General features: G+C 43.3%; 24 protein-coding genes and 1 pseudogene. 18 read left to right on the top strand and 7 right to left on the bottom strand.

Annotation, left to right across the window (positions count from 1 at the left end; genetic code table 11):
* Nucleotides 1–5 precede the first annotated feature (5 nt).
* From pstA to L9Q39_RS18940, 3 genes are all read left to right on the top strand, one after another.
* Nucleotides 6–869 (top strand): phosphate ABC transporter permease PstA, encoded by an 864-nt coding sequence (gene pstA, locus L9Q39_RS18950; RefSeq protein WP_237486648.1) that lies wholly within the window; start codon nucleotides 6–8, stop codon nucleotides 867–869.
* Between the two features lie 85 nt (nucleotides 870–954).
* Nucleotides 955–1,704: a phosphate ABC transporter ATP-binding protein PstB gene (gene pstB / locus L9Q39_RS18945; RefSeq protein WP_237486646.1), complete on the top strand. Its 750-nt coding sequence runs from the start codon at nucleotides 955–957 to the stop codon at nucleotides 1,702–1,704.
* A 423-nt stretch (nucleotides 1,705–2,127) separates the two neighbouring features.
* Complete coding sequence (locus tag L9Q39_RS18940) at nucleotides 2,128–3,696, top strand: ABC-F family ATP-binding cassette domain-containing protein (protein WP_237486645.1); 1,569 nt, start codon at nucleotides 2,128–2,130, stop codon at nucleotides 3,694–3,696.
* A gap of 305 nt (nucleotides 3,697–4,001) precedes the next feature.
* Here L9Q39_RS18940 and L9Q39_RS18935 read toward each other — a convergent pair whose 3' ends face one another.
* The 4 genes from L9Q39_RS18935 to L9Q39_RS18920 all read right to left on the bottom strand — a co-directional run bounded on the left by L9Q39_RS18935 (nucleotide 4,002) and on the right by L9Q39_RS18920 (nucleotide 9,042).
* Complete coding sequence (locus tag L9Q39_RS18935) at nucleotides 4,002–5,027, bottom strand: LacI family DNA-binding transcriptional regulator (protein WP_237486644.1); 1,026 nt, start codon at nucleotides 5,025–5,027, stop codon at nucleotides 4,002–4,004.
* 236 nt (nucleotides 5,028–5,263) lie between these two features.
* Nucleotides 5,264–6,340: a porin gene (locus tag L9Q39_RS18930; protein WP_237486643.1), complete on the bottom strand. Its 1,077-nt coding sequence runs from the start codon at nucleotides 6,338–6,340 to the stop codon at nucleotides 5,264–5,266.
* A 255-nt stretch (nucleotides 6,341–6,595) separates the two neighbouring features.
* Entirely contained in the window at nucleotides 6,596–7,612 is a 1,017-nt protein-coding gene (locus tag L9Q39_RS18925) for a nuclear transport factor 2 family protein (protein WP_237486642.1), read from the bottom strand.
* A 134-nt stretch (nucleotides 7,613–7,746) separates the two neighbouring features.
* On the bottom strand, nucleotides 7,747–9,042 hold the full coding sequence (locus L9Q39_RS18920; RefSeq protein ID WP_237486641.1) for an MFS transporter: 1,296 nt from the start codon (nucleotides 9,040–9,042) through the stop codon (nucleotides 7,747–7,749).
* 339 nt (nucleotides 9,043–9,381) lie between these two features.
* Between L9Q39_RS18920 and L9Q39_RS18915 the strand changes: the two genes are divergently transcribed.
* From L9Q39_RS18915 to L9Q39_RS18890, 6 genes are all read left to right on the top strand, one after another.
* Entirely contained in the window at nucleotides 9,382–10,923 is a 1,542-nt protein-coding gene (locus L9Q39_RS18915) for a sodium:solute symporter family transporter (RefSeq protein WP_237486640.1), read from the top strand.
* 46 nt (nucleotides 10,924–10,969) lie between these two features.
* Nucleotides 10,970–12,340, top strand: coding sequence for an L-serine ammonia-lyase (locus tag L9Q39_RS18910; RefSeq protein WP_237486639.1), 1,371 nt, complete (start codon nucleotides 10,970–10,972; stop codon nucleotides 12,338–12,340).
* Nucleotides 12,341–13,100: 760 nt separating this feature from the next.
* Nucleotides 13,101–14,264 carry a hypothetical protein gene (locus L9Q39_RS18905; RefSeq protein WP_237486638.1) on the top strand — a complete coding sequence of 388 codons (1,164 nt, stop codon included), beginning with the start codon at nucleotides 13,101–13,103 and terminating at the stop codon, nucleotides 14,262–14,264.
* A gap of 78 nt (nucleotides 14,265–14,342) precedes the next feature.
* Complete coding sequence (locus L9Q39_RS18900) at nucleotides 14,343–16,100, top strand: hypothetical protein (protein ID WP_237486637.1); 1,758 nt, start codon at nucleotides 14,343–14,345, stop codon at nucleotides 16,098–16,100.
* A 102-nt stretch (nucleotides 16,101–16,202) separates the two neighbouring features.
* Nucleotides 16,203–17,036 carry a pPIWI-associating nuclease domain-containing protein gene (locus L9Q39_RS18895; protein WP_237486636.1) on the top strand — a complete coding sequence of 278 codons (834 nt, stop codon included), beginning with the start codon at nucleotides 16,203–16,205 and terminating at the stop codon, nucleotides 17,034–17,036.
* A gap of 252 nt (nucleotides 17,037–17,288) precedes the next feature.
* Complete coding sequence (locus tag L9Q39_RS18890) at nucleotides 17,289–18,257, top strand: pentapeptide repeat-containing protein (protein ID WP_237486635.1); 969 nt, start codon at nucleotides 17,289–17,291, stop codon at nucleotides 18,255–18,257.
* 286 nt (nucleotides 18,258–18,543) lie between these two features.
* On the opposite strand, the gene L9Q39_RS18885 is transcribed toward L9Q39_RS18890, so the two are convergent.
* Entirely contained in the window at nucleotides 18,544–19,074 is a 531-nt protein-coding gene (locus L9Q39_RS18885) for a YbhB/YbcL family Raf kinase inhibitor-like protein (protein WP_237486633.1), read from the bottom strand.
* A gap of 323 nt (nucleotides 19,075–19,397) precedes the next feature.
* Here L9Q39_RS18885 and L9Q39_RS18880 point away from each other — a divergent pair, with 323 nt between their 5' ends.
* The 8 genes and pseudogenes from L9Q39_RS18880 to L9Q39_RS18845 all read left to right on the top strand — a co-directional run.
* A complete protein-coding gene (locus tag L9Q39_RS18880; RefSeq protein WP_237486632.1) occupies nucleotides 19,398–19,757 on the top strand; it encodes a carboxymuconolactone decarboxylase family protein in 360 nt (119 codons plus the stop codon).
* Entirely contained in the window at nucleotides 19,757–20,272 is a 516-nt protein-coding gene (locus L9Q39_RS18875; RefSeq protein ID WP_237486630.1) for a VOC family protein, read from the top strand. Before L9Q39_RS18880 ends, L9Q39_RS18875 begins: the two co-directional genes overlap by 1 nt.
* Complete coding sequence (locus L9Q39_RS18870; protein ID WP_237486628.1) at nucleotides 20,269–20,712, top strand: DMT family transporter; 444 nt, start codon at nucleotides 20,269–20,271, stop codon at nucleotides 20,710–20,712. The genes L9Q39_RS18875 and L9Q39_RS18870 overlap by 4 nt, the downstream gene beginning before the upstream one ends.
* Nucleotides 20,709–21,224 carry a DMT family transporter gene (locus tag L9Q39_RS18865; RefSeq protein ID WP_237486626.1) on the top strand — a complete coding sequence of 172 codons (516 nt, stop codon included), beginning with the start codon at nucleotides 20,709–20,711 and terminating at the stop codon, nucleotides 21,222–21,224. The genes L9Q39_RS18870 and L9Q39_RS18865 overlap by 4 nt, the downstream gene beginning before the upstream one ends.
* A complete protein-coding gene (locus tag L9Q39_RS18860) occupies nucleotides 21,214–21,537 on the top strand; it encodes a RedY/HapK family protein (protein ID WP_237486624.1) in 324 nt (107 codons plus the stop codon). The genes L9Q39_RS18865 and L9Q39_RS18860 overlap by 11 nt, the downstream gene beginning before the upstream one ends.
* A gap of 102 nt (nucleotides 21,538–21,639) precedes the next feature.
* Nucleotides 21,640–22,602, top strand: coding sequence for a LysR family transcriptional regulator (locus tag L9Q39_RS18855; protein WP_237486622.1), 963 nt, complete (start codon nucleotides 21,640–21,642; stop codon nucleotides 22,600–22,602).
* A gap of 208 nt (nucleotides 22,603–22,810) precedes the next feature.
* A complete protein-coding gene (locus L9Q39_RS18850) occupies nucleotides 22,811–23,206 on the top strand; it encodes a VOC family protein (protein WP_237486338.1) in 396 nt (131 codons plus the stop codon).
* A gap of 2 nt (nucleotides 23,207–23,208) precedes the next feature.
* A pseudogene (locus L9Q39_RS18845) lies at nucleotides 23,209–23,346 on the top strand (glutathione transferase); the annotation flags it as partial.
* 243 nt (nucleotides 23,347–23,589) lie between these two features.
* On the opposite strand, the gene L9Q39_RS18840 reads toward L9Q39_RS18845, so the two are convergent.
* Together L9Q39_RS18840 and L9Q39_RS18835 are read right to left on the bottom strand one after the other, a co-directional pair.
* Nucleotides 23,590–24,792 (bottom strand): MFS transporter, encoded by a 1,203-nt coding sequence (locus tag L9Q39_RS18840; RefSeq protein ID WP_237486621.1) that lies wholly within the window; start codon nucleotides 24,790–24,792, stop codon nucleotides 23,590–23,592.
* 14 nt (nucleotides 24,793–24,806) lie between these two features.
* The gene (locus tag L9Q39_RS18835) at nucleotides 24,807–24,995 is read right to left on the bottom strand and encodes a hypothetical protein (protein ID WP_237486620.1); all 189 of its coding nucleotides are present in this window, start codon (nucleotides 24,993–24,995) and stop codon (nucleotides 24,807–24,809) included.
* A 246-nt stretch (nucleotides 24,996–25,241) separates the two neighbouring features.
* On the opposite strand from L9Q39_RS18835, the gene yjjG reads away from it, so the two are divergent.
* Nucleotides 25,242–25,916 (top strand): pyrimidine 5'-nucleotidase, encoded by a 675-nt coding sequence (yjjG, locus tag L9Q39_RS18830; protein ID WP_237486619.1) that lies wholly within the window; start codon nucleotides 25,242–25,244, stop codon nucleotides 25,914–25,916.
* The last annotated feature ends 382 nt before the right edge of the window (nucleotides 25,917–26,298 follow it).

Genomic DNA, 26,298 nt, shown 5'->3' with positions numbered 1-26,298 from the left:
TTATTATGGATACAGTAAAACTAAAAAAAGCGCGTCAAAATAAAGACGCAATCCTGAATGGTTTTATTTGGCTTGCCGCTGCAATGACGGTTGGGTTTCTGTTCTGGATTATCTGGTACATCCTCTCTAACGGTCTGCAATATGTAGATTGGAACTTCATTACCGACAACTACACACGTACCGGTGATGAGCAGGGTATCTTCCCTATGATCGTGTCGACCATCTATATGGTGATTGCCTCGATTTCGGTGGCAGCACCGCTGGGTATCATGACCGCTATCTATTTGACTGAATATGCCAGAGTTGGCAGTCGTCTCGTCAAAGTTATCCGTTTCTGTACCGAGTCTCTTGCCGGTATACCGTCGATTATCTTCGGTCTATTTGGTATGACTTTCTTTGTGACGATTATGGGCTTTGGTTTCTCGATTCTATCGGGTGCACTGACGCTGAGTATTCTGATCTTACCGGTTATTATCCGAACGACAGAAGAAGCATTAATGGCTGTCCCGCAAACCTACCGAGAAGGTTCATATGGTTTGGGTGCGTCTAAAATTTATACCATTTGGCGTCTTATTCTTCCGAGTGCGATGCCGGGTATCTTAACCTCGGTCATTCTTAGTATTGGTCGTGTAATTGGTGAATCTGCACCTGTATTTATGACAGCAGGTATGGTGGCACGTATTCCAGAGTCTCTATTGGACTCAGGTCGTACCCTAACGGTTCACCTTTATAAACTCACAACGGAGCTATTCACTATGGATGAGTGGAACCAAGCATACGGTACAGCGACAGTACTGATTGTTGTGGTGCTATTGATTAATATGGTGACCAAGCTACTTGCTAGACGCTTTAATACAGCGACTTATTAATTTGAGAATTTATAGCTCAAAGCTGGCCAGAACATAAAGAGCACGGCTTTGAGAAAACACGATAAAGAATTTAGAGACCAAGATAATGAACAAATTTAATATTGAAAACCTAGACCTATTTTACGGCGAGAACCAAGCACTTAAGTCGATCAATCTACCGATCCCGACTCAACAGGTAACGGCACTGATCGGTCCTTCTGGTTGTGGTAAATCAACGCTATTGCGCTGCCTAAACCGAATGAATGATTTGATCGAAGGCGTAACGATTACCGGCAAGCTTGAGATGGACGGTACCGATATCTACGGCAACATCGACGTAGCGGATCTGCGCATCAAGGTGGGCATGGTATTCCAAAAGCCAAACCCATTCCCAATGAGCATCTACGAGAACGTCGCTTACGGTCTGCGCGCTCAAGGTATCAAAGACAAGAAGCACATCGACATGGTGGTCGAGCGTTCATTGCGCAGTGCCGCACTGTGGGATGAAGTCAAAGATCGCCTGAAATCTCACGCGTTCGGTCTTTCTGGTGGTCAGCAACAGCGTCTATGTATTGCGCGTACGATTGCCATGGAACCCGATGTCATTCTTATGGATGAACCGACATCAGCACTTGATCCAATCGCAACGCACAAGATTGAAGAGCTAATGGAAGAACTGAAGAAAAACTACACCATTGTTATCGTTACCCACTCAATGCAGCAGGCACGTCGTATTTCAGACCGCACCGCCTTCTTCCTAATGGGTGAGTTGGTTGAACATAACGACACGCAGATCATCTTTTCAAACCCAAGTGATGATCGCACCCAAGGTTATGTCAACGGTGACTTCGGTTAATCCAAAATCCAAGGTGTTTGCTTTTGTTGGGTCTCGAACTTGAACCCGCTTAAAAGCTCAGAATTTACTGGCATATCACTATAACTATAAGCGATGGTACTCTTGCCCCTCTTTATGAGGGGCTTTTTTTTTGCTCATCGTAGAAGCATTGATCAGGATCTTGACTAAGCGAGTATGAACCAGTAGCCTGTTCAAATCATTTCTTTAGGAGATTACGCCAACATGAACAACTAAACCTGTCATCCATTCTCTTATTTTATTTTTGGATTTACAGGGTTAGTCGGCGTAGCTCACTCTCCGATACTTCTTTACAAGTACTTTTTAACTATTTTAATCGCTCGGATAAGAGCGCGTATTTGCATTGATTTCATCTCTATAACTTTGTTGCTACGGCTGATGTCCCTGTCATACAGGAGGCAAAATATGCCAGTATTACAGGCTTACAACATAAGTCATCAATTTGATAACGGCGAGAGGCTGTTTCAACAATTATCATGCACCATGATTAACAATCGTATTGGTTTGGTTGGTCGCAATGGTGTGGGTAAATCGATATTAGCTTCGATTTTAAGTGGTGAACAAAAGCCATCGAGCGGAACGGTTACATTACCAAGGTCTTTCTCGGTATATCGTCAGCAGCCATCTCACTTGTTGTCTGGTGATATTTCTATTGCGCAATTCTTGGGTAAACACGACGTACTTGAAGCGTTAAAGCGGATTGAATCGGGAGATTGTTCAGAGCATTGGTTTGACGTGATTGGGGATCAGTGGGATTTATCCGTGCAACTTACTCAGCAACTTAAAGCATTGGGGTTGCCACCAGAAGCAGACTTTCCGTGCGCTCAATTGAGTGGTGGACAATTGGCGCGATTACAGCTTTGGCAGATGTTTGAAAGCAACGTTGAGTTACTGATTCTGGATGAGCCTTCCAACCATCTTGATGACCAGGCAAAGCAGTGGCTATTGGAATCGATGCAAGCGTTCAAAGGTGCGATTTTACTTATTAGCCATGACCGAATACTACTGCGTGAAATGAAAGAAATTTGGGAGCTATCTGGGCTTGGGATACAAGTGTTTGGTGGTAACTACGATGTATACACTGAACAGAAATGTACCGAGTTGCATGCAGTAGAGCGGCAACTCGCCAGTATTGATAAGCAAAGAAAAAAGCTGGAAGTACAAGCACAGCGTAACCGAGAAAAGGCAGCGCAAAAAGCTACCCAAGGCAACAAATTACGCAAAGAAGGTAGCCATGGAAAAAGCTTGCTCGATTCTAAAAAAGATAAAGCCACAGCACGTGCCTCAAATCGCACTAAAAACGAGCAACTGAGGCAAGTTCACCTACAAGATAAAGAGCAGTCGCTAAAGTCGAGAAAAGAGCAGCTGAAAGGGCAAAAGCTCTATCTAGAAGACAGCCCAAGCCGTTTAGGTAAAGTGGTTTCGATTCTTGAGGGTGTATTACCTTTTGGTCGTGAAAAACCTATTACGCTACAAGTTTATGCCAATGAAAAGATTCATCTAACCGGAAAAAATGGTAGTGGTAAATCAACGCTGTTGAAAACGCTATTAGGTGAATCCTCCCTTCAACAAGGGGAACTGCGACTGAATACGCCGTTGATTTATCTTGACCAGCATTTTGGTACAGTTCAACCCAAGTTATCGATACTGGATAATTTGATGCAACAATGTAGTGGCATCAAAGAAAGTGACGCCAGAACATTGTTGGCCGGTATTGGGTTTCGTCGCGATAGTGTATTTCGTCTTGGTAGTATGCTTAGTGGCGGAGAGAAAATGAAGTTAGCGATGCTTATCGTCAGTCATCAACCCGATAACCCATTGCTACTACTCGATGAGCCAGATAATCACCTCGATCTCGAATCAAAAATCACGCTGTCGCAGGCATTGTTCAACTATCGTGGCGGTTTAATTCTCATTAGTCATGATCCTGACTTTGCCAGTGAATCAGGAGTGCAACGCCAAATTATTTTGTAACTTACCTACAATAGGATTTGAAACATAAATGAGGTCAAAAGCGTTAGTTTGTCATCAAGTTTAAGGTGTAGTGGTGCTGTGAATTTAGTCAACTGAATCGCCACTGACACATACCTACCAGTACAGTACCTTGCAGATTGGGGCGGTGTAGCGCGAAATTGCCCCATTATGTGTTTGGAATAGTCAGCGACCCCCTTCATCAAGGCATCATTTGACTTACTTTTTCTAATGCAAGTGAAGTGTTGACAGTAGTGTAAAGGCAGTATTTTCTGAGCCCTTAACTATGAAGCTAGCCATTTTTCCGTTTACGCTTTTGTTGTGCTTCGTTCAATCAGTTTGACCGGTATCATCAGCTTCACCAAGCTAGTGTCTTGTTCTTTAATCTGGCTCACCACAATTTTTACTGATTCGCGAGCAAGGCGTCTGAAATCTTGTTTGAAAGTAGTGAGTTGGTAATTGAGCCACTGTGCTTGTGGAATATCATCAAAGCCGATCACTTGTAGATCTTCAGGGATACGTAGCTTGAACTCTAAGCGTGCCACATCCATGACCGCCATCGCTAGGTTATCTGTCGCACAGAAAATCGCTTGAGGATGTGTTGGTTCTGAGAATAGAGTCCGAATGGCATCTAGGGCATCAAGGTAGTCATAGTTAGCTTCAATAACGCGAGCTTGTCTGCCAGTTAGAACTTCGAATTCTGAGCAAAAGCCCGATTCACGTTCACCATTGGTGTAGGTAGGTACGTTACCTGTTAGGTAAACCGCTGACTTTGTTCCTACGCTATGCAAGTGCTGAGCGGCGGCTTGACCAGCGGCGTAGTTGTCACTCACCACATAGCTACTCTTGGTACCTTCAACCACACGGGCGTATTGAACGATAGGGATGTCGAACTCTTCACACTCTTCATAAAGCGACTTATTAAAGGTCGCAGAAGCAGCAATTACGCCATCTACTCGGTATTGGAAGATATTAGGAATTGAGTGGTTGTCGTTGCCATCAACTTGCCAAGGAATCAACACCGCAGAGTAACCCTGTTGTTGTAGCTCAGTAGAGATAAGCTGTAGTGTTTTCATGTGAATAGGGTAGTCAGCATCTGGGAAAACTAACCCAATCAATTTGGATTCGTTTGTCGTCAGGCTGCGGGCAAAGGCATTGGGACGGTAATTCAACGATTTTGCAGCATCGAACACTTTCTGTTTGGTCTTTTCAGACACCGAACTACCCGGTACAAATACGCGAGAAACAGTAGATTGAGAAACGCCAGCAAGTTTAGCCACATCTTTAGAGGTGACGGTTGGTTTTGACGCCGTGAAGTGTTTTGGAGAGTTCATAGACCATACTTTTGAACCAAATTGACTGCGCACAGAGTAACATAAATAGGTACGCACTCATAAAGTAATACCGCAGAATAGTCTGAAAAATAAGGGATAATGATTATTTTGAATTTGATGCTGGGTATAACCCATCATCTGTGTTAGCTAAAAAATGGTTATTAAAAAGCCCTACGTAGGCGCAGAGCTTTAGATTACGAATTTACCAGAAAAATGAGCAACATACCGTTACATCATTAGAAGTAGTAACGAATACCCGCAGCAAATTGGTCATTGCTGTTTTCATAATGATTGCCAACAGACTTGTCGCTGCCATTATCAAACTGGTATTCTGTCCAAACTAAGAACTTATTTTCCTTAAAGTGGTATTCAAGACCAGGGATAATAAGTTGACGTTCGTAGCCGTTTGCGTTGTCGTCGGTATCCGTTAAGTAGTTAACGTTAAAGGTCGGACGCAGACCGTTTTCAAAGTGATAGTAGGTGAAGAATTCGGCACCGCGGTGATCGTAGAATTCAGCTTTGCTGGTGGTTTCCCAGTTTGAACCTTGGCTGTAGGTGAAACCAACGAATAGAGCGTCATTGGTGTAGTTCACACCTAATAGACCGATGCGCTGCGTGTCGCCATCCTTGATGTTTTGAACAGCAGCATCCACATCGTCAAATTCATTCTGGTGGTAAGCCAAACCAATCGTTAGACCATCTATAACTGTGTACAGCGTTGATGCACCCATACCGTTTTTCAGCGTTGCTTTTAAGCCGTCTGCTAGGTCAACATCTTCGCGAGTTGTTTGGTAAGTGAAGCCGTATTTCCAGTTGTAACTAATGCTGTTGCGGTAAGTAATCGAGTTCTCGGCACGACCAGTACCTGACGCAATACCCCAGTCAGATAGGTTGTAGTAACCAGAACCACGTGAACCAAACACACGGCCCATATCGGTAAACCAAGCCACATCGTAGAAGGTCGACCACTGCTTAGTACCTGCAGCAATCTTGCCGTATTTCTCATGCTCTAAGCCTGCGTATAGAAGTCGGTTATAAATGTTATCGCCGTTAGAGCCCGAGTTGTAAGCCCATTCGGCATGCCCAAAGCCAGTCCAATTGTTGTCTAGCCCCATTTGACCTTTAAGTCCGAAACGAGAGCTACCGCTGTTCCATTCGCCATTATGATCGCCCCCCTTGTCTTGGTAACGAACATCAAAACGACCATCTAAAGTAAGACTATCGCCCGTGTCATTGGTAAAAGTGTGTGCAGCAAAAGCAGAACACGATGTAAGTGCCGTCAGAATCACTGCAGAAAGAATCGACTTATTCATGGTTATTCCCTTTATTCAGGTCGCAGAAAACCATCATGCTTTCAAGCCCGTTATATTAGTAATGGTTTGGTAGGGAGTACCCCATCCGTGAGGCACTATCGAGTTCAATTATTGGTGGAGCAATTATTGATTGGTATTGTTGGAGCGCTTGCTAAGAGCGAGAAGGCGGCACGTAGCAAGTCATAGCAACCTAGATTAGATGTCGACTTAGGTTGCTACTGTTTGGTTTCAATCTTTTGGCTTCTATCATTAGGACTAGAGCGTTGGGTTCATGATGGATGAAGTACGTTCAAACACATCTAGACCTTGCTGTTGTAGCCAGTAAGGAAGGTCGATAAGAACCCAGTTCTCAGATAGTTTGTCACCGTTACGGTAGTAAACGTCAACCACTTGCATGTTTGCACGAACTTCGCCGCCAGTCATACCTAGGAAGCCACCTGTAGGTGTGTTTGATAGGTTTGGCCACCCGAAGAAACAAGAGAAGTTACCTTCAGCGAAGCGACAAACATGACCGTTGAACTTCTTATCTTTCAGGTTGTTACGGAAAGGAAGTTGGTGTTGCTGCTGGTAACGAGGAATCGTGTAAGACGCGCCGATACCACATGGACCGTACCAGATCATGTCTTTTGACCAGCTCTTCGCTAGTACTTCTGGTGGGCAACCCATTGCGCCGCTGTCGTTAAGAGCAGAAAGGTCATCAACCATCTTGTTTACAAGAGCAAGAGTCGCAACGCCTTCTTCTGGATCTGCATCTTCAAACAACAGACCATCGTGGTTACGTGGACCAGGGTAAACGAAGTGCTTACCTGTTGATGGTGGAAGTGGGTAGCAACCCGCTTGGTCCATCATGCCTAGAAGGTCTAGGAACAGGCCAGTCTTGGTGATTTTTCCATCAACAACACAGTTAAATTCTGCATAACGAATGTTCATGATCTTGCCAGTAGGACGCATGCCAAGGTATTCAGCGTCGAACAGACCCATGAAGTGACCCATGCTCATTACCCAAACCTCATCTGGGTTAACTTCGTTGTTACCACCGATGAAGATGTCTTGACGACGCTGCATACGAGTCATTGACTTCATCATGGGAGCCCAGAATACGTCAGCGACCGCTTGTGTGCCTTCTTGCTCACGGAATGGGTAAACACCGCGCCATAAGTAATCATCAGAAGCGTGCGCTTTTAAAACTTCAGCAACGTTCTCGTGAGTGGCGTTTTCCATTGCATCGAAATATTCACGAACGATGCGTTTAGCTTCTTGATATTTAGACATAATACTTTCTCTTTGTGCTGTCGAGGCCAACATTCGGAACAGGACTCGATTGGGATTTTTTACCGGCTGACTTTTCAGCCGGCTTTAAATTTTTTCTAATTTGAATATCTGAACTTCAGCGTACGAGTTTCGAATTAAGCTTTTGCTGTTTCTGCTTTCTTGCTCTTGTCGAAGATGCCGCCCTTGAGTGTTTCTGGTAGAGATAGCCACAGTAGACCAGCAACAATCCATACGATTGGCGAGCCCCACATTGCTGTCGCAAGGTCTGAACGCTCTTGGATAAATACCAACACCATTGGTGCCCACATGCCGATGATACGACCACCGTGGAACAGTGCTGCACCGAAGCTACGTAGGTGAGCTGGGAACAATTCAGAGAAGTAACCCCCCCATACCGCAGAAGCAGATAAGCCGAAGTTGTAGATAAGACCGAGGATAGCCAACATGTTTAGGCTACCGATCATCAAGTCGCTTGGTGCTACGAAAAAGACTGAAGCCATTACACCCGCGAGGATGAAACCAAATGCGTTCACTTTACGACCGTACTTATCTGCGATTGCACCCCATACCCAAGCACCGAATAGAGATCCAAATGCAGAGATAGAGAAGATAATGCCGATAGTCGCACCGTCAAATTGGCGAACTTCTTTTAGGTATGTTGTCACAAAGCCAGAGAAAAATTGGTAGCCGTAGAAGTTGAGACCAGCCAGTAATAGACAAGTGATGGTGAGCTTGCGGTAAGGTGCGCTTAGCATTTCACCCCAAGAGCCTTTCTTCGCTGGTGTATTTGAAGCTTCAGCTTCTGCTTGTTCTTCTTCACCGTAAGCGATCACTTTCTTGTCGCTAGGTAGGATGAAGATCATTAATGCAGCTGCAACGAGAGGAGGAATACCACCTACCCACATTAGGCTCTGCCATGGTGCGTCAATGCTCGAGATGAATGCTGCGTACGCCCCCATTGCCATTAGAGCAACAGAAAACATAGAAGAAGCAAATGCCGTCAGCTTACCGCGAACCGTTGGTGTAAATAGACCGATCATCAGGCTTACCGCTACCGTGAAATAACCACCTAAAGAAATACCGATAACGAAACGCATTGCTGCCCACATTGCGTAGTCAGTAAACATCATGTTGATGATGGTTGCGCCACCGTTTAGTGCAGTGATGACAATAAGAGTCGATTTCTTACCAAAGTTTGATGCCACCCATGCACAGCTTAGGGCACCAATCAGTGCGCCAACCGACTGCCATGTATAGAACTGAGCGGTATCCGCCAAGTTAATACCATCATAAGCATCAACGATGTATGGGCGTACGTAGTCAATAATTACAAAGTTATAACAATAGAAAAAGTAACCTACTAGAATTGCGAGATATGCGGTTACCCTTTGAATCATAGGAACTTCGCTCATGTGTTTTTTAGTAGTCATGACCGATAAACCTTTGTTTTTTAATATAGTGTATAGGGTGTTGAATATTGTGTGGTGATTCTTTAACTTCATCATACAATATTCATTTCGGGAGAGATGATAGAATTTTTGTGGGTATTAGATCCGTGATCGAAGTCTATTTTGAAGTGGAAGCGTACCCATTTTGTGTGTTTTGGTGATCTTAATCTCATTTGATCGTGCTTTTGGGTGTTTTGAGCGTTTTATCGTCTATCTTAGTGACGATAATCACACTTGCTGTGGGTTTTTGAGGGAAGCTATCCATTTTTTAGTACTATTGGTGACGAATGATTTGCGACATACAATAAACGGAATCTAAAAATGGTTACGTATTCAAGCTTTGTGGTTATTGTTCTTTACGTATTAACCACATTATTTATCAGCTACTTAGTTAATAAACGTTATAGCGCCGGTGGCGACTTTTCGACTGGTGGAAAACAGTTTGGCTACTTTACGGCAGGCGTGTCGATTCTCGCAACCTACATCAGTGCGATGACGTTCGTGGGTATGCCGGGATGGGTTTATAGCTCAGGCATGGAAGCAATGAGCGTTCACTTAAACTATCCAATAGTGATCTTTTTCGCTGTGGTTTTCTTTGTTCCGGTGTTTTATAAACTTGGGCTCACCTCGATTTATGAGTACTTAGAGTACCGCTTTGGCGTTGTTGCTCGTACGATTAACTCCATCGTGTTTATTGTTGTTCAGTGTATTTCGGCAGGTGTGATTTTGTATGCGGTTGCACTAGTCTTGGTACAGGTGTTGCCGGTGAGTATCTCCGAGGCGATCATCTACATCAGTTTATTCACGGCTTTGTATACCTATGCGGGTGGTATCTCGACCGTCATATGGACAGACATGTTGCAGTCGGCGGTGCTAATCATTGGCAGTATTGCGATCTTTGCTTTATTGCTGATGAAGATTGATGCAGGCGAGGTGTTGTCTCCTGAGCATCTGAATATCATCAACCTCGACTTTGACTTGGGTGTTGATACCACATTGTGGGCGGGCGTAGTAGCTGTGAGCTTCTTACATTTGAGTGTGTATGGTACTAACCAACTGATTATTCAAAGAACGCTGGCAACAAAAAATGTAAAGACAGCACAAAAGTCAATGTTGCTTTGTGGTTACGGCGCGTTCTTTATTTACCTATTCTTCTCCGTGATGGGTGTTCTGCTGAGTGTCTTTTATCAAGGTCAAAGCTTTGAAAACAGCAACGAAGTGATTCTCGATTTCGTGTTTAACCACACCAATCCAATCATCGTTGGTTTGGTGATCTCTGCGCTATCTTCAGCGGCTATGTCGACATTAGATTCTACTTATAACTCAATGGCAACCGTCGCGACCTTTGATTTTTATAAACGCTTTTTCCGCAAGAAAGCCTCTGATGCGCACTATGAATCCGTGGCGAGAAAAATGAGCCTTGTCGCGGCGGCGGCAGTTGTTTTTCCGGCTCTGCTGGCCGTTTCTAACGAGTCAGTCCTGAAAACTATTGCGAGCCTAACCTCTATTTTTGTCGGTATTCGTCTTGGCTCTTTCATCCTAGGTTTGTTCTTTAGACAAGCAAACGAGAAAGGGGTAGTTGCAGGCAGTATTGGCAGCGTGGTCGTCGTATTCATTGCTAAATACAGTGGTATATCTTGGCCTTGGTTTGCCTTGATTGGCACCGTGGTTTTCTTAGTGTTAGGCGTTGTTGTAAGTCGTTTGTGGGGAGACGTGACGCAGCAGCAAAATGAATTTATAGCCAAGCAAAAGCATTTGTTTGCAAAGCCTACCGTGAGTCATTACGGCTTGTTGGTGTTCGCTATTGTTACGATTGCTGCTTGTACGGTCATCCCTGACTGGCTCTATATCGCCCTTTCATAATTGGTCAGTTTTTTCTCAGCGGGCTAATACTCTAAAAGGTAACTGTATGTTGTCCATTTTTGATATCTATAAAATTGGTGTGGGTCCTTCAAGCTCACACACCAACGGCCCAATGATTGCGGGTTTTCATTTCACTCAATTAGTTGCAGAAAAAATCACAGATGTGGTTCGTGTTCAGGTCGATCTTTATGGCTCGCTGTCGTTAACCGGGATAGGACACCACACTGATAGAGCAACAATATTGGGGTTGCTCGGCAACAAGCCTGACACAATAAAAATTACCAGCGCAAACCAAGCAATGCGTCATGCAGTAGATAGTGGTGAGATGGATTTAGCGGGCACGAAGCACATTGCCTTCAACTACGAAACCGACATGTTGTTCCACGAAGATAGTCTACCTCGACATGAAAATGGCATGATGATTACGGCATTTGACCATAGTGGAAACGTGATTGTTGGTGAAACTTATTATTCGATTGGCGGCGGTTTTATCGCAACCGCTGACGAACTGCAAAATAGCACTAGAAACCGGGCAGTAGAAGTCCCTTTCCCATTCAAAAATGCCGATGAAATGTTGCAACAAGCAGATAATAGCGGACTGAGCCTCGGTGGCATGATTCTAAAAAATGAAGCGGAGTTCGAAGGCTCTGACATCATTTCAGATAAAGCTGATCAAATCTGGCGAGTCATGAGTCGTTGCATGGAACGCGGCTTTGAAACCGAAGGTACTCTTGATGGTGGTTTGAAAGTGATCCGTCGTGCTCCTAATTTACTAAAGAAGCTCGAAGCGAACGCAGCCGTTGAAAACGATCCCATGGAAATCATGGATTGGATTAACCTGTTTGCATTTGCCGTCAGCGAAGAAAATGCTGCAGGCGGCCAAGTGGTGACATCGCCAACCAACGGTGCGGCGGGCGTTATTCCTGCCGTGTTGATGTATTACCATCGTTTCATAAAAGAGCTGGATACCAAGCAGTTAAAAGACTTCTTAGCGGTATCTGGCGCGATTGGTATTTTGTACAAAACCAACGCTTCTATTTCTGGTGCGGAAGTCGGGTGCCAAGGTGAAATTGGGGTGTCATCGTCAATGGCGGCTGCGGGATTAACCGCACTGCGCGGTGGCAGTAATGAGCAGATCTGCATTGCGGCGGAGATTGCGATGGAGCACTCGTTGGGTATGACTTGTGATCCAATTGGCGGCTTAGTTCAAGTGCCGTGTATAGAACGAAATGCTATGGGTGCAATAAAATCGATCAATGCTTCTCGTATGGCACTGAAACGTAACAGCAAATCTTTGATCTCGTTAGATAAGGTGATTGAAACCATGTATCAAACGGGCAAAGACATGAACAAGAAGTATCGTGAAACCTCTTTAGGTGGCTTGGCACTAATCCACCTTTCTCCGCCTTGCGAATAGAAGGACTACGCTATCAATACATACCTTCTGACTTAAATTTTGTATGTTGATAGTGTGCCTATGCTCTGTGCTTTGCACCAGATCTTGCATTATCACCTAACGCATTAATCAGCCCTCGAATTTCAGCAGCAACTTGCACAAGTAGTCGAGATTAGTATAGTAAACAATGACAGAACCACTATAGGCAGATGCATTTAATTGTCCAAACACTTGCCAGCATGATCATCGCTATATTTTGTGAACACCAAGCGACTTTGTCGTTGCGTTAACTACCGACAGAAACATGGTGGTCGTTCATTTTTGACGGTCAATAGGTAGGTTATGTCCGTAGTTCCAAACCCATTTGTGCCCCATTGTCTTTCAGTAAAAAATATCAACAAACCGAAATGGATTACAAATGGCTAACTTTACCTAATCCGATTCTCATTCGAATTATGTTGTATATAAACAGGAAAAACGATTTGTAAGGAAGCTTGTAACCTCACAGAGATAAACGTGCACACGATGACATGCTTATCTCAATTATGCTTTTAACTATATGAAATAATGTATATTTTTTCATTCTGAATGCATAAGCGATCTGTTTGACGCGTAATGCTCGCTTTTTACAGCGCAAATCTGAATGATTATTATCATCTATGTGATGTAAGCTTCTGATTAAAAAGGATATTGATATACAATACTTCCAATAAATAATATGGGTTGCGGTGTGTTAAATAGGTATCTGTTTAATACCCTGTTAAGTACTTAAGGGGTGAGTTTGAAAATTACCGATTTCTTTCCAGAACAAGGACAAGTTCAGAGACTTTATTGTGATGAATGCCAAGGTCATTTAGATCTTGTTTTTGCTGATTTCCATGAGTTGGTTACAGGTGTGGACATAGAAATTAAGGGGCTTCCGATGCTGCACTGCGGATCATGTGATAAAAGCTTCTTCCCTGATGATTCTAGGTTCTCAGTGATCCATTTGCATGAGCAGGCATTTAAAAAGTCTAGTAACAATGTGACGGTTACACGTAATAAAACAAACCAAGATTTCGGTTTTGGTGTTGTTCCATTCATTTACGATTCAGACGATTATAAATATATACCCGGACTAAAGCGGCCCTGGGATGAAGGTTTTCTTACACCAGTATTTTTTAATAAAGAAGTTCTTTTAAAATACGATTCTTCGCCAACTTATCGATTGAGTTTTGCTTCTACTACATATGGAGAGATACTGAGTGGCGATGATTTTTCAATGCCATTTGGCATTAATAAAAATGGTAAGGTCGTTATGTGGCTAGGTGATATTGCTCGCCTTCCAGATGCTGAACAATATTATCTACGTTCTGAAAACATCGAGTCAGATCATTCCATAGGCTCTGAATTTTACGATGGGCAAATAGAATGTATTTTTACTGACCTATCCAAAGAAGATGCGTTGTTTAAAAGTCGCTCAATATTTCTTGAAGCGTGCTTCAACAAGTTTGGTATAAAAATAGCTCATCTAGACAGTGAGGTGTTTGATCTTTCAGTGTCTTTTAACACACCTGTCGTGGATACAGAAAAAGAACGACGGCACGTAGCGGACACTCTTAATAAGATATATCTTGAGTCATTTGATAACAAAGCATTGGGTGATGTAATTTCGAAATTAGGTGGAGATCCCAAAAACCTTGGCAGTATCAAACGACTGCAAAAAGTGATTGAACTTAGCTGTTCTGATGTGGATATATTTGCTCTGATGTCTCCTTTCTACATTCTCTATGATTTGCGCGTAGTTTACTCTCATATTGGATCAAAAGAGAGTGAACAAGAAAAGTTAGATTTTGTAATTGAGCGCCTTGATCTTGGTGCAAACTCCGGCCTCATGGAAATCTATCCATCACTTGTTGTGAAATTGGGTGAATCATATGAAAGGCTAACGGAACTTCTTAAGTAAATTATGCATAGGTCGCACTTAACAGACGCGTTAGAGTTAAGGCTTTAACTCGAAATTATCCAAAGGAAATGACGATTAATGAATCAAGATTGGATTCTTCAAAAGAAAGAAACACGCCGGACTTTTTCAAAATCAACTTGGGTCCCTTTAAGAGCATCCATTAAGGATGAAAAAGGAGATTGTAAGTATACTGGGCATGTTAGCGAGTACTTTGGTTGTGGTTCTGTAGCATTTACTCCAGAGCACAGAGAAATAGCAGAGAAAACTAGTTGGAGTGATATTGGTATTGGGTGTACTCCCCAACCATACGCCTACGAAGATGGATATTATTCTACAATTGAACAGTACCAATGGAATGACAAAGAGCCAATCGGAATTCACCTCGTTTTTGAGCATCCACAACCAGTGGTTGGAGGAACCTTATGGATATTAAATCCTGACTTGGTTGTAGCGCTTCGACTTATAAAAGAGGGAAATAACTGGGTAAGACCAGAAGAAAACTTTGTAATCGTAGCTCGGGAGATTCTCGACGACAAAGGAGATCAACGCCTGATCGAAATAAAGAGAGAGTTTCTTCTGGACTATTTAGCGGCTAGAAACTTGTCTCTAAAGCTATCGTACTATCGGCAAAGAGTGGAAAACGTACTAACACTTGAAAATAGCGAATACACCGGCATGGAAGACCATCAAGAAGAGAGAGATGGCGGCCGATATGAGCTGCTTGTTCGCAATTTGAATGATGTCTTTGGTGGTAGTTGGGCAATGTTTCGTACTTGGCGTACAGATGTAGATGAAGAGGAAGACGCTCCTGTAATGGGGTCAGAAACAAACGACAATACTGATTATGAAAAAGCTGAAGGAAACAGGTCCGGTTATGTTGGTTTACGTGTGGAAGGCGAATTTTGGCGAGATGAGTGGATTGCTCACCAAGGCACAAGTAAGCGCGTTAGAGGGGACGCAGATACGAACCTACCTCAATTCATAGTTGAAACTGATAGTACTCGCCTCGCGTCATCGGAGTTAAACAATGAAGACGTTGGAAGATGGCTATGGTTTCGCTCAAGTGTTGTAAATGAACTATTGGGACTTCGAGGCTTCTCACTTGAATGGTATACAGCCGACACAGGTTCTATTCATTCAACTTCCGGTTATAGGATCCATTTTGGAGTAAACTCAGAGGATTTCATTACAGTATATGCTTATGACATCGCTCGTCTCTCCTCATGGGAGCAGCACTTATGGGCAGCCCATAATGTAGTCCCAGAGGGTAAGGTTGCCAGTGAGTTGTTAGATTCTCAAGTAAGAGCTCAACCAGCACCCACACATGCAGTAGAGGAGTTACTTTTCGAAGTAATGAGCATGCTTGAGAATGGGTTTAAACAAGAGTTTAATGTTTCTCTTTTCTCACATGATATAGACCGTATCGAAGCCTTAAAGAAAATATCTAGATTCGAAAGTAAAGATCAGACGTCATTGCTGAGGCTAGCAAAAGAAATTGTACGCGTTTTCTCTGATCGGCTTAATGTCAAAGAGTTGCGTGCGTTATCAACGCATGCGAATAAGGACAAACTTGGCTCAAACAAACTACTGCAAGACATACTATCCCAGAAAGTGGGTGATGATACTGCTCGTAAAGTCTTTGGTCCAATTGTAGGTGCTTATGATATGCGAGTTGGTGATGCACACCCGACAAGTTCAAAGATCGGAGATGCCTTAGATCTTGCTGGAATTGACCGTGAAAATTCGTTTTTAAGGCAGGGGCAACAATTGATTTCCAATGTTGGGCAGTCAATTTGGTGGATTGGTAAGATGATGTTTGAAAAGCCTAAAAAATGATAAGTATCGCAAATTGGCATAGCAAGGCGCTATTGTCGGACAAATTTTCCGCTGCGAACCAAATTTGCCGCATATCGCAGCGCTAAGTTTTATAGAGTAAGTATGAAGTTAAAAAAATTATTATCGTTAGATTTCATGAAAGACTTAGAGTCTTTGTTAGAAACTGATTTTGAAAAACAGTTATATGTTTCAAGCCTACGAAATTATGCATCCCACGGTAATCCTCTGAGGTTTCATAACTTTGCTTTTTCGATGAGAGAGTTGGTACTACACGTAATCAAACGTAAAGCGCCGCCGAAGCAGGTTAAGAAAACGACATGGTATGAAGTTGAAAGTACTGTTCATCCAGTGACTCGTCGGCAGCAGCTAAAATATTGTGCCCAGAGGAATATATCTGACGAATATTTAAAAGACGACTTGGACATTTTAAATGAGTCGATAGAGGAGTTCTTATCTGAGTTCCGCTTTTTTAATAAATATACCCATATTAGTGAAAAGTATTTTACAGCTTGCCCTAAGAAATTCTTCCAAGATGCCAAATATGTTGTTGGGTTAGCAGTTAGCTCTTTGAGCCAACTAGAAGATATTGAGATAATCGTAATTGATGCGGTGGAAAGCAAAGTTCACGATGCCGTTATTTCCACAGCAGTATCAGCTATCCCTGATAGTTTATCTATCTTAGCAAATCATGTTTATGTGGAATATACCGAGGTGGAAGAGATTGAGTGCTTGGGTATTGATGACCGCTACATTCGAATGAGAGCCAAGGGTAACGTATATGTAACTCAAGAGTATGGTCCCAAAAATGATATCTGCACCATGGAAGAGAGTTACCCGTTCACTCTTGATATGAAGTCACATGTAGAAAATCCCGAAGACTTTACCGTCGAGGCTGAAGAACTCTCTGTCGATACTTCAGAGTGGTACGGAGAATAAAACTAAACACATATGAGCCTTTCTCAAGTCAATAGGCATTATCATTCTTGTGGCTGCGTTAAGCAGCCATTGTTCTCGAACAACAAAGTCGTCTACTTCATCTTCCTCAACCTCAACTTATCCTAACAATACGTTTGGCGCAGAAACTCTAAGCCGCTGTTGTGTCCTATTGAATAACTGGTAATCATTAGTGATTTTTAATGTATGTCAGATTATGATATTCGACACTTAAAATAACTAGGTAACATTGGCATGTCGATTAAAAAAATACTTCAGCTAAGTCAAAAGCACCCAATCATTACGATGGTGTTGATTGGGGGGATTACAGCTATATTCATAGTTGGGATTACCGCATACTGGCCAGCTGTAAGTACTATTATTATGCCAAACACAGTCCTAGGCCTATACAACCGAGACTTTTGGGAAAACTTCTTAGTTGAGGCTCATGGTTTCCTACTTGATTTTATCATGTTTGGTGTATTGGTTTTTAGTTTGGACAGGCTTCGTATTTCAAGAGAGGTTAATGAAAAACAAGAGCGACGAAAACGTGAAGAAATAGAAAGAATGGAAGAAGAGCTTTCTGACTATGCTGCTCTAGACATGCCAGAGGTTAACTTGAGAAAAGTTGGTAATATCAAACGACTTGTGCGCAGCGGTGTCAGTGAGTTTAATGTGTCGGATTTGAGAATTAATGGCTGCCAAATAAAGGATATTGAGTTCTCTCAAGGGTCACGCTTGATAGGAATGCAGCTACAGGACGGTGTTATGAATGCACTTAAGTTCAATCAAGTTTGCATGAAATCATCTTTCTTCAATAATAGTAATTTGAAAGCGTGTTCGTGGGTAGATTGTGATATCAGGAAAATAGTTATTAGAGATTGTAAAGCAAAAGGTGCATCATTCATAAATTGCAATTTGACTGGAGCAGATTTCAGAAATGCAGATCTTACAGGTGCTACATTTACAGACTCAGAAATGAAAAACATTAAATTTAAAGGGGCGCGATTAAATCGAGCTGACTTAAGGGGAGCTAGTGGCTTAGATGTAAATTCTTTATCTGAGGCATCATCACTTGACTACATTTTAGTAGACGGTGAAATACTTGAAAAATTGAAAGCTCTAAAGCCGAATATGAAAACATCAGGCCAGAGGGGAATCGAACCCCAACACCAACAGATAGACTGTACGGCTGACACCATCTTGGCTTCCGATAATACGTAATAATACCAAGGATTGAGTTATATTGGCAATGTTAGGTTAATCATCTTTAGTAGAACCCTCTACTAAAGGGGCTACTGTTAATTTCATTTACTTTGTTGAGGTGTTTTTAAGCCTGTAGTGGATAAGTGAATTTGGCCAAAAGGCTAGAGGTTTTACAATACCCAAAGTAATCCGTGAAAAGCCAATTTAGCAAAATCACTGACAAACTTTTGTCCAACTTCGAGCTAGCTGGTGAGGCTAGCTCATGATCATCGCTACATTGCTAATCGATAAGCGCACAACAACCCTAGCGAGTGTAAGTCGCGGTGAGCTTCGCTTTGCCTAGAGCCGTGCTGTTCAGTGTGAATCCAACCACCGCCGACGGTGTGTTTTCGTCTAGGTTTAGCTTGTCCGTTGGCAATGCCCAAACTGTAAATTGATAACGGTGCATGCCATCTTTTTCGGGAGGGCAGGCTCCACCGTAACCGACCGTGCCGTAATCGATGCTGCCTTCTTTGCCACCTACTTTAGATATGTTGACACCGCGGGGCAGTTCGTTAATGGTTGCTGGAATATCGAATGCCACCCAGTGCCAAAAGCCACTTTCAGTCGGTGCGTCTGGATCATAAACCGTGATTGCAAAGCTTTTAGTGCCTGTTGGTGCATCTTTCCACTGCAAGTGTGGTGATAGATTATCGCCATCGCATCCCCAGCTTGAGTATTCAAACGTCTTCGCCATTGGATGACCTTCTTGAATATCATTGCTGGTTAATTCGAAGGCCTGAGCAGAGCCTACCGCCATACTTATTACCAATACTGATCTAATGATTCGTTTCATGATAGCTCCCCTATTTAGTGTGACCCAATTATAGAAGACTTTCAGATACCCGAGACAATTCATAATTTGCTTTCCTTAGTAAAAGTTATCCTAAGGGAAGGTGATTACCATGCAACTGAAAAATGATGACCTCTTATTAGCCGCTTCTTTGAAGGACTGGTTTACATTGAGCGTTTCCTTGTCCCTCATCTCACCTCTTTTCACACATCTGTGCAGAATTTGCATAGGTCCTGTTCCATTCTTCTGGTTTTTCAAAAAGCATCGCTCTCTATAATGCCCGTCATCCGCTACGGCGAACCCTATCCCTAAAAAGAGTGTCGAGTATGACTAAGAAATATGAAAATGCAGTGCTGGATGATCAAGCACTGATTGATGGCCTTAAATCAATCAACCCTGTGTGGGGCGACATGACAGCCCGTGTTGCTGGTGAAGCTTGGGGAATGCCTTTAATTGATCAGAAAACCAAAGCGCTGATCAGCATTGCGATTGACCAAATGGCTTTAAATGTCACCGGTGAAGGTAACCCATTTGGTGCTCACGTTGATATGGCACTTAAGCAGGGCGCGACATATGCAGAGCTAGAAGAGCTTATCGTATTTGCATCGGCATACACAGGCTTCAACAAGGGGGCGACCACAATGGGCGCATTAAACAAGATTCGTCATGAACGAGGAGATTTCTAATGGCTATTCCAGGCTTAAAAAAACCAGATCACATCGGCTTCACGGTTCCGAATCTCAATGAAGCGATTGCATTCTTCCGAGAGCACTTCGAGTTTGAACTGGCTTACGAGTTCGGTCCATTTGCTTCGGATGACGATTGGATGTGCGATCATTTGAACGTTAATCCACGAGCCGAAATCACCAAAATTGCGGTAATGAGTGCTAAAGGGATTAACTTAGAGCTATTTGAATACGCAGACACGATAGAGCGCAACAAGACGGCACCAAATAACGCCGATATTGGCGGTCATCACCTTGCTTTCTACGTTGAGGATATGGGCGCTGCGGTTTCGTACTTAAAAGAGCAAGATATTAAAGTCCTTGGAGAGCCAACCGCCATGACCGAAGGTCCGACTGCGGGTGAATCATGGGTCTACTTTATGGCGCCTTGGGGAATGCAATTAGAGCTAGTGTCTTATCCGAAGGGTAAAGCCTACGCAAAACACGCTTCAGTTACGTTGTTTGACCCACGATGAACATTATTTTTATTGTTCTAATTGTGGTCGCGGGCATGGGACTGTCCTTCGAGGCAGGTCTTTTAGGTCCTCTAGGCGAGCAAGTCGGTCATTTATGGGCAACCTTGAGCATCTTTGGTGTTGGTACGGCATTGCTTTGGATGATTCGTCATTTCACACCACAAGGAAAGTTTACTGCTTGGAATACCATTCCAAAATGGCAACTTATCGGTGGTTTATTGGGACCTATTTATGTTGTCACGCTAACATTATCGACTCCGATTTTAGGGGTGACGATGACCATGGTTTGCGTTTTGTTGGGGCAAATCACTAAGAGTTTTGCGATTGACTATTTCGGCTGGTTCACCATGCCTAAGCAAGCAACAAACCCAATGCGTTTGCTTGGGTTAGCATTTATTTTTCTTGCTCTTTGCTTTGTCTACTTAGGGGGGCAATCATGACGTTAATTATTTTACTTGCCATTGCGTCAGGCATGGCGCTGAGCGCTCAAGCGGCGATTAACGGTCAACTTGGCGCAAAAGTTGGGGTAATTGAAAGCTCTTTACTGACATTTAGCATGGGCACGGTCATCACTGGCTTACTGATTTTTTTCTTTGAACCGAGTTATGACTCAACCCTGTTAACTGTGCCTAAGTGGCAACTTGCGGGGGCATTGTTTGGCATCCTATATATGATCGTGATGGTTGCAGCCGTACCAAAAGTCGGTGTCGCCATTGCCACGGTTGCAACCATTTTGGGTCAGATGATGATGAGCTTAGTCATCGATACTCAAGGTTGGCTCGGTAATGCACCCATTGAACTCAATTATTGGCGTATTGCTGCCATGGTGTGTATTGGGTGTGCATTGGTCTGTATTTACCTCGCAAATGGTCAAACGCAATCCGTGCTAGAAACATCTGCCGCAACAGAAAACATAATTAACCCTACCAAGGAACCACAACATGTCAGCTAAAACGCTCATTGTATTTTTTAATCTAAAATCGACGACGGACGAAACCCATTACCTGCGCTGGGCAAAAGAGTCTGATCTACCAACGGTAAACAAACTCAGTAGCGTTTCTTTGTTCGAGGTGTTTAAAGGCATCAGCATGTTTGGTCAAGATAAGTCGTCACCATGGGATTACTTTGAAGTGATTCATATTAACTCAGAAGACGCCTTTCTAAGCGATATTCAAACCGAGGCAATGCAAAAGATTGTTGAGCAATTTCAATCTTTCACTGAGGACGCGCACTTCATCGTTAGCGAAAATATTCTCACCGCATAACCGGTTAACATTCAGGCAAGCTAAGTAATAGCTTGCCTTTTTTTATGTTTAAGTCTTAATCTTTGGCTAGGTCAGTAAACCCAATAGAGTAGGAGAAAGTTTGTGAATTACGATGTGTCTTTATTGGAAATAAAACTGTTCTTGATGACCACTCAGTTTGGCAACTTTTCTGAAGTGGCACGTCGGCAGGATATGACGCCATCTTCGGTCTCTCGTAAAATGGCGCAGCTAGAAGAAAAAGTCGGAACTAAACTGTTGCATCGTCATACCCGTTCGATCTCACTGACTGACGAAGGTGTGGCATTCAATAAGCATTGTACCGACATCATCAATCAGTATGAACGTGTCGTTGAGCACATCGAACAACGAGCGAATACCCCTCGCGGTACCGTAAAAATCAGTGCCCCCGTTGCCTTTGGGCGACTTCACATCGCCCCCTATCTACCAGAATTATTAGAACGTTATCCACTTCTCAAGGTTGAGATTCAGCAGACTGACGCCTTTGTCGATCCCGCCGCAGAGTCGATTGATTTGATGATCCGCATTGGTGTTCCGCAAGATTCTTCCCTGAGAATGAAACGTTTTGCCAAGCAGCGCTATGTAATGGCGGCAAGTCCAAGTTACCTAAAGTCCTACAGTATTCCCGGTAAACCGGAAGAACTGGAACAACATAACTGTCTCGTGTTTAAAGGAACCAATGGATTGCAGCGCTGGTTTATCGGTAAGGAGAAATTAGAACCGTATGAGGTTTCTGGCTCACTCTACAGTAACAATGCGGAAACCTTAGTGGCGAGTGCGGTGGGTGGAAGCGGGATTGTGGTCTTTCCTACTTGGTTGATTGGGGAAGAATTGAAGAGCGGTAAGTTGGTCGCTTTACTGGACGACTATCAAGTTTCGACCAGTTTAGAGCAGCAATCGATCAGTGCGCTTTATCTTGAAACTGATAACCTTGCGGCAAAAGTAAGGGTAGTGATTGATTTTTTAACAGAGAAATTCAGTAGCACAAGTGGTAACAACTCATGCTACTGGGATGTTGAACTGAACCATCAACACAGAGCAATATAGTCAGCCCCTTTCCATACGGAAATCGCGGAAATCGGGACAGGCATCGTTAGCGTCAGTCGGGACAGGCATAGCAAAAAGCAACTTTTATACATTACTTTTTAGAGGTTTATGATAGGTTGGTTGAAAGTTGCGCAGGCAGAAAAACGAGCCTACCTGTTATTAAGAATTTTAGCCGTTCAATTTAGTGTTCTACGAATAAGGAAATCATATGAAAACGAAAAAGTTATCTACCTGTTTTTGTACCACTGAAGTGGATTCTTGCCGTGAGTACTACATAAAGTATTTTGCAGCAAAAACAGTTTTTGATTGTGGTTGGTATGTCATGTTGAAAATTGATCAAGATGGTTCTGAGATTTGCTTTATTCAACCACAAGAAAATATGCCTGTTTTTGATGGTAATGGCGTGATGCTAAATTTCAACGTTGATGATGTAGATGCTGAATATTCCCGTCTCACTAAAGCTGGGTTGCAAATTGCCATGCCGCTTGAAGATCATCCATGGGGTGACCGAGGATTTTCTGTCGTAGACCCAATCGGTAACTTTGTCTATGTTTACTCTGATCGAGAGCCAAGCGGTGAGTTCAAACAATACTTCAGCAACTAATAAAACAATTCAAAAGTGAAGGACAGTCGCTCTATATCTTAGATCCTGATGGTCATAAATTAGAGATACACTCAGGTTCTCTTGAAAGCAGGTTAGAATCCCTAAAAACTAAGCCATATAGTGGACTCGTATGGCTTTAAACATAACAAATTGCTTAACAGGACTCTTCAGGATCGGGAAATCCGGGAAATCAGGACAGGCACAATAAAAGCAGGCACAATAAAAAGCATGATCTTTAAAGCCCCCCACTTCTGCTCTATGGCACAGCCAATAATTCAGCGAGTCATCCCTTCAATTTCATTTAACTTTTAATGACATGAATTTTTTGCAAAAAAAAACGGTCCATAAAATGGACCGTAGCAAAAGAGATTAAGACTGTTCGTTTAAGCCATTGCGGTGCGCAGCGGTTTGTCGTTAATCGGTAAGTGAATCAATGCGGCGAGAAACGCTAACGCAATCGTTGACCACCAAATAGGATCGTATGAGCCGTAGTAATCATAAATACGACCGCCTGCCCATGCGCCTAAAAAGCTGCCCACTTGGTGAGTAAAGAAAACCAAACCATAGAGCGTTGATAGGTATCGAGCGCCAAAAATCTGTCTGACTAGGCCTGAAGTCAGTGGTACGGTTCCCAGCCAACAAAAGCCGATTGCGCCACCAAAGATTGCCGCAGTATGCTCGGTAACGGGTAGCGTCACAAACCCAGCAATGACCGTTGTGCGCATCAGGTAGAGCATACTCATCACATGGCGTTTGCTAAATTTGTCGCCCATCAGACCCCAAAAATAAGAGCCGAAGATATTAAAAATACCGACATAGGCGAGCGCCAGTGCCGCGCTGCTGGCTGGCAGGTTTTTATCGGCAAGGTAACTTGGCAAATGGGTCGCAATAAACATCACGTGGAAACCACAAACAAAGAAACCTGCATGAATGAGCCAGTAACCTTTGTGACGGAAGGCTTCAGCGAGCGCTTGTTTAAGCGTCATTTCAGGTTCAGCCACTTGAGCACTTGATGCGCTTGCACGGTTCGATTTCATAAACATAGAGAACGCAATCATCACAGCACATAGCATCGCAAAGCCTTGCAATGCGCCTTGCCAGCCGATATTGCTCAGCATCGCATGTGCGCCTGGAATCATGGCAAACATACCAAATGAGCCCGCAGCGGTGGTTAAACCAAATGCTTTAGCGGCATGTTCGGCAGGGACAACTTTTGCTACCGCACCCAAAATAATCACATAACTGGTCGCGCTTAAACCAAGACCGACTAATGCCCCAAGCGAAAAATACAGCACACTGGCTTCGGTGGTGATGGAGGTGAGGTATAAGCCCATTGCATACGCGAATGCGCCAGCACCGATGATACGTTTTGAACCCCATTTATCAGCCGCCATGCCGACAAAAGGCTGGAATACGCCAAATAGGAGGTTCTGCAACGCGATAGCGAAGCTAAAAAACTCGCGACCTGTCTGGAAGTGTTCAGAAATTGGCATCATAAAAATACCAAAAGACTGACGAATGCCCAGACTGACAATCAAAATACCGATACCCAACCAAACTAAAGCTGGAAAACGAAAAATGCTCATATAAAAAGGTTACCTTAATGGTGCTGATGGTGTTCGTGGTGGTGATGCATCGTGTCCAAGCTACTGGTTTGGTGACAGCCCGCGTCAACCGCCTGCTGTGCTAGTAAATTCAGTAGCTTAGGTGAGTGATGAACGACAACCAAACTGAGAGCGAGCAGTAAAACCATCCGCATCAGTTGTGCTGATAAACTCTGTGAAAACATCGGTATCACTTTGAATTAGTTTTAAAAGAGCGCGCAGTGTAATGACACCCATAGCATGACTCAAATGAAATAATGTGAATTAAACTATGCATCTTATGCATACATTAAGTTGGTGCCGATTGGGGACTTAGCGTGTGGTTAATTAAAGAAAAAATCGAATTTTACCGTCATGAAGCTCATTAACATTGGCGTGCAGTCAGTTATTAAGGCTACAATCGTGCCGTTTTAATTAATGGCTGAATAACGATGAAATACGATTGGATACTATTTGATGCAGATGAGACCCTGTTTCACTTTGACGCATTCCGAGGCATGCAGGTGATGTTCAAACGTTTTGGTATCGACTTTACCGAGAAACAGTACGCAGACTACCAATTGGTCAATAAGCCGCTTTGGGTCGATTATCAAGATGGAAAGATCAGCGCAGAACAGCTCAAGGTCACACGCTTTCAGGGTTGGGCAGACAAGTTGAATGTGACGCCAAAAGCGCTCAATAGTGCTTTTCTAGAGGCAATGGCGGATATCTGCACCCTGTTACCGGGTGCTAGTGAGTTAATTGAGGCGCTAACGGGACAGGCAAAACTGGGTATTATTACCAACGGTTTTACCGAACTTCAACAAATTCGCTTAGATCGAACCGGCATGAGTGACTACTTTGAATATGTCGTGATTTCCGAAGAGGTGGGTGTCGCTAAGCCGGACGGCGGTATTTTTGCACACGCCCATCAATTGATGGGAAATCCGTGTAAATCGACCGTTCTGATGGTGGGGGATAACCCGCATTCAGATGTTCTGGGAGGTATGAATTTTGGCATTGATACTTGCTGGCTTAATACTCAGGCTGCGCAACGACCAGAGGGGATTGCGCCAAGTTATGAAGTGAGCTCGTTGCAGCAATTACAGCGCATTTTATTGGCCTAGCTTTTGAGGTGATTCAGGGTTATCGAACCGATAAAAATCTTCGCTACTTTCACAACAAATCATGGTAGGAGACAGTCCAAGCGATTGGGTTTGGACTGTCGCCTTGGCTATTGCTCAGGTTAATCTTTATTTCTAATTAATTGTACAAAACCTAATACGCAAACCGCAATTAACAGCCACATAATAATTGTGCCAGCCATATAATTTCCTTAAAAATGAATGAGGACCATTCCTCAGCGAGGACTATATTTTAACCAAAATTATTCAGTCAATTGGCACATTTTCATTTTGCGAGATGGGTGACAGTTTTTACTGCGCTAAATTGCATAAATATTTAGCTGTCTATGAAGGCGGTCATGTTTTGACAGTGTTTAACTCAGTT

The organism is Vibrio hippocampi, assembly GCF_921292975.1.
Classification (GTDB): domain Bacteria; phylum Pseudomonadota; class Gammaproteobacteria; order Enterobacterales; family Vibrionaceae; genus Vibrio; species Vibrio hippocampi.
This window is presented reverse-complemented; position numbering and strand designations above follow the sequence as displayed.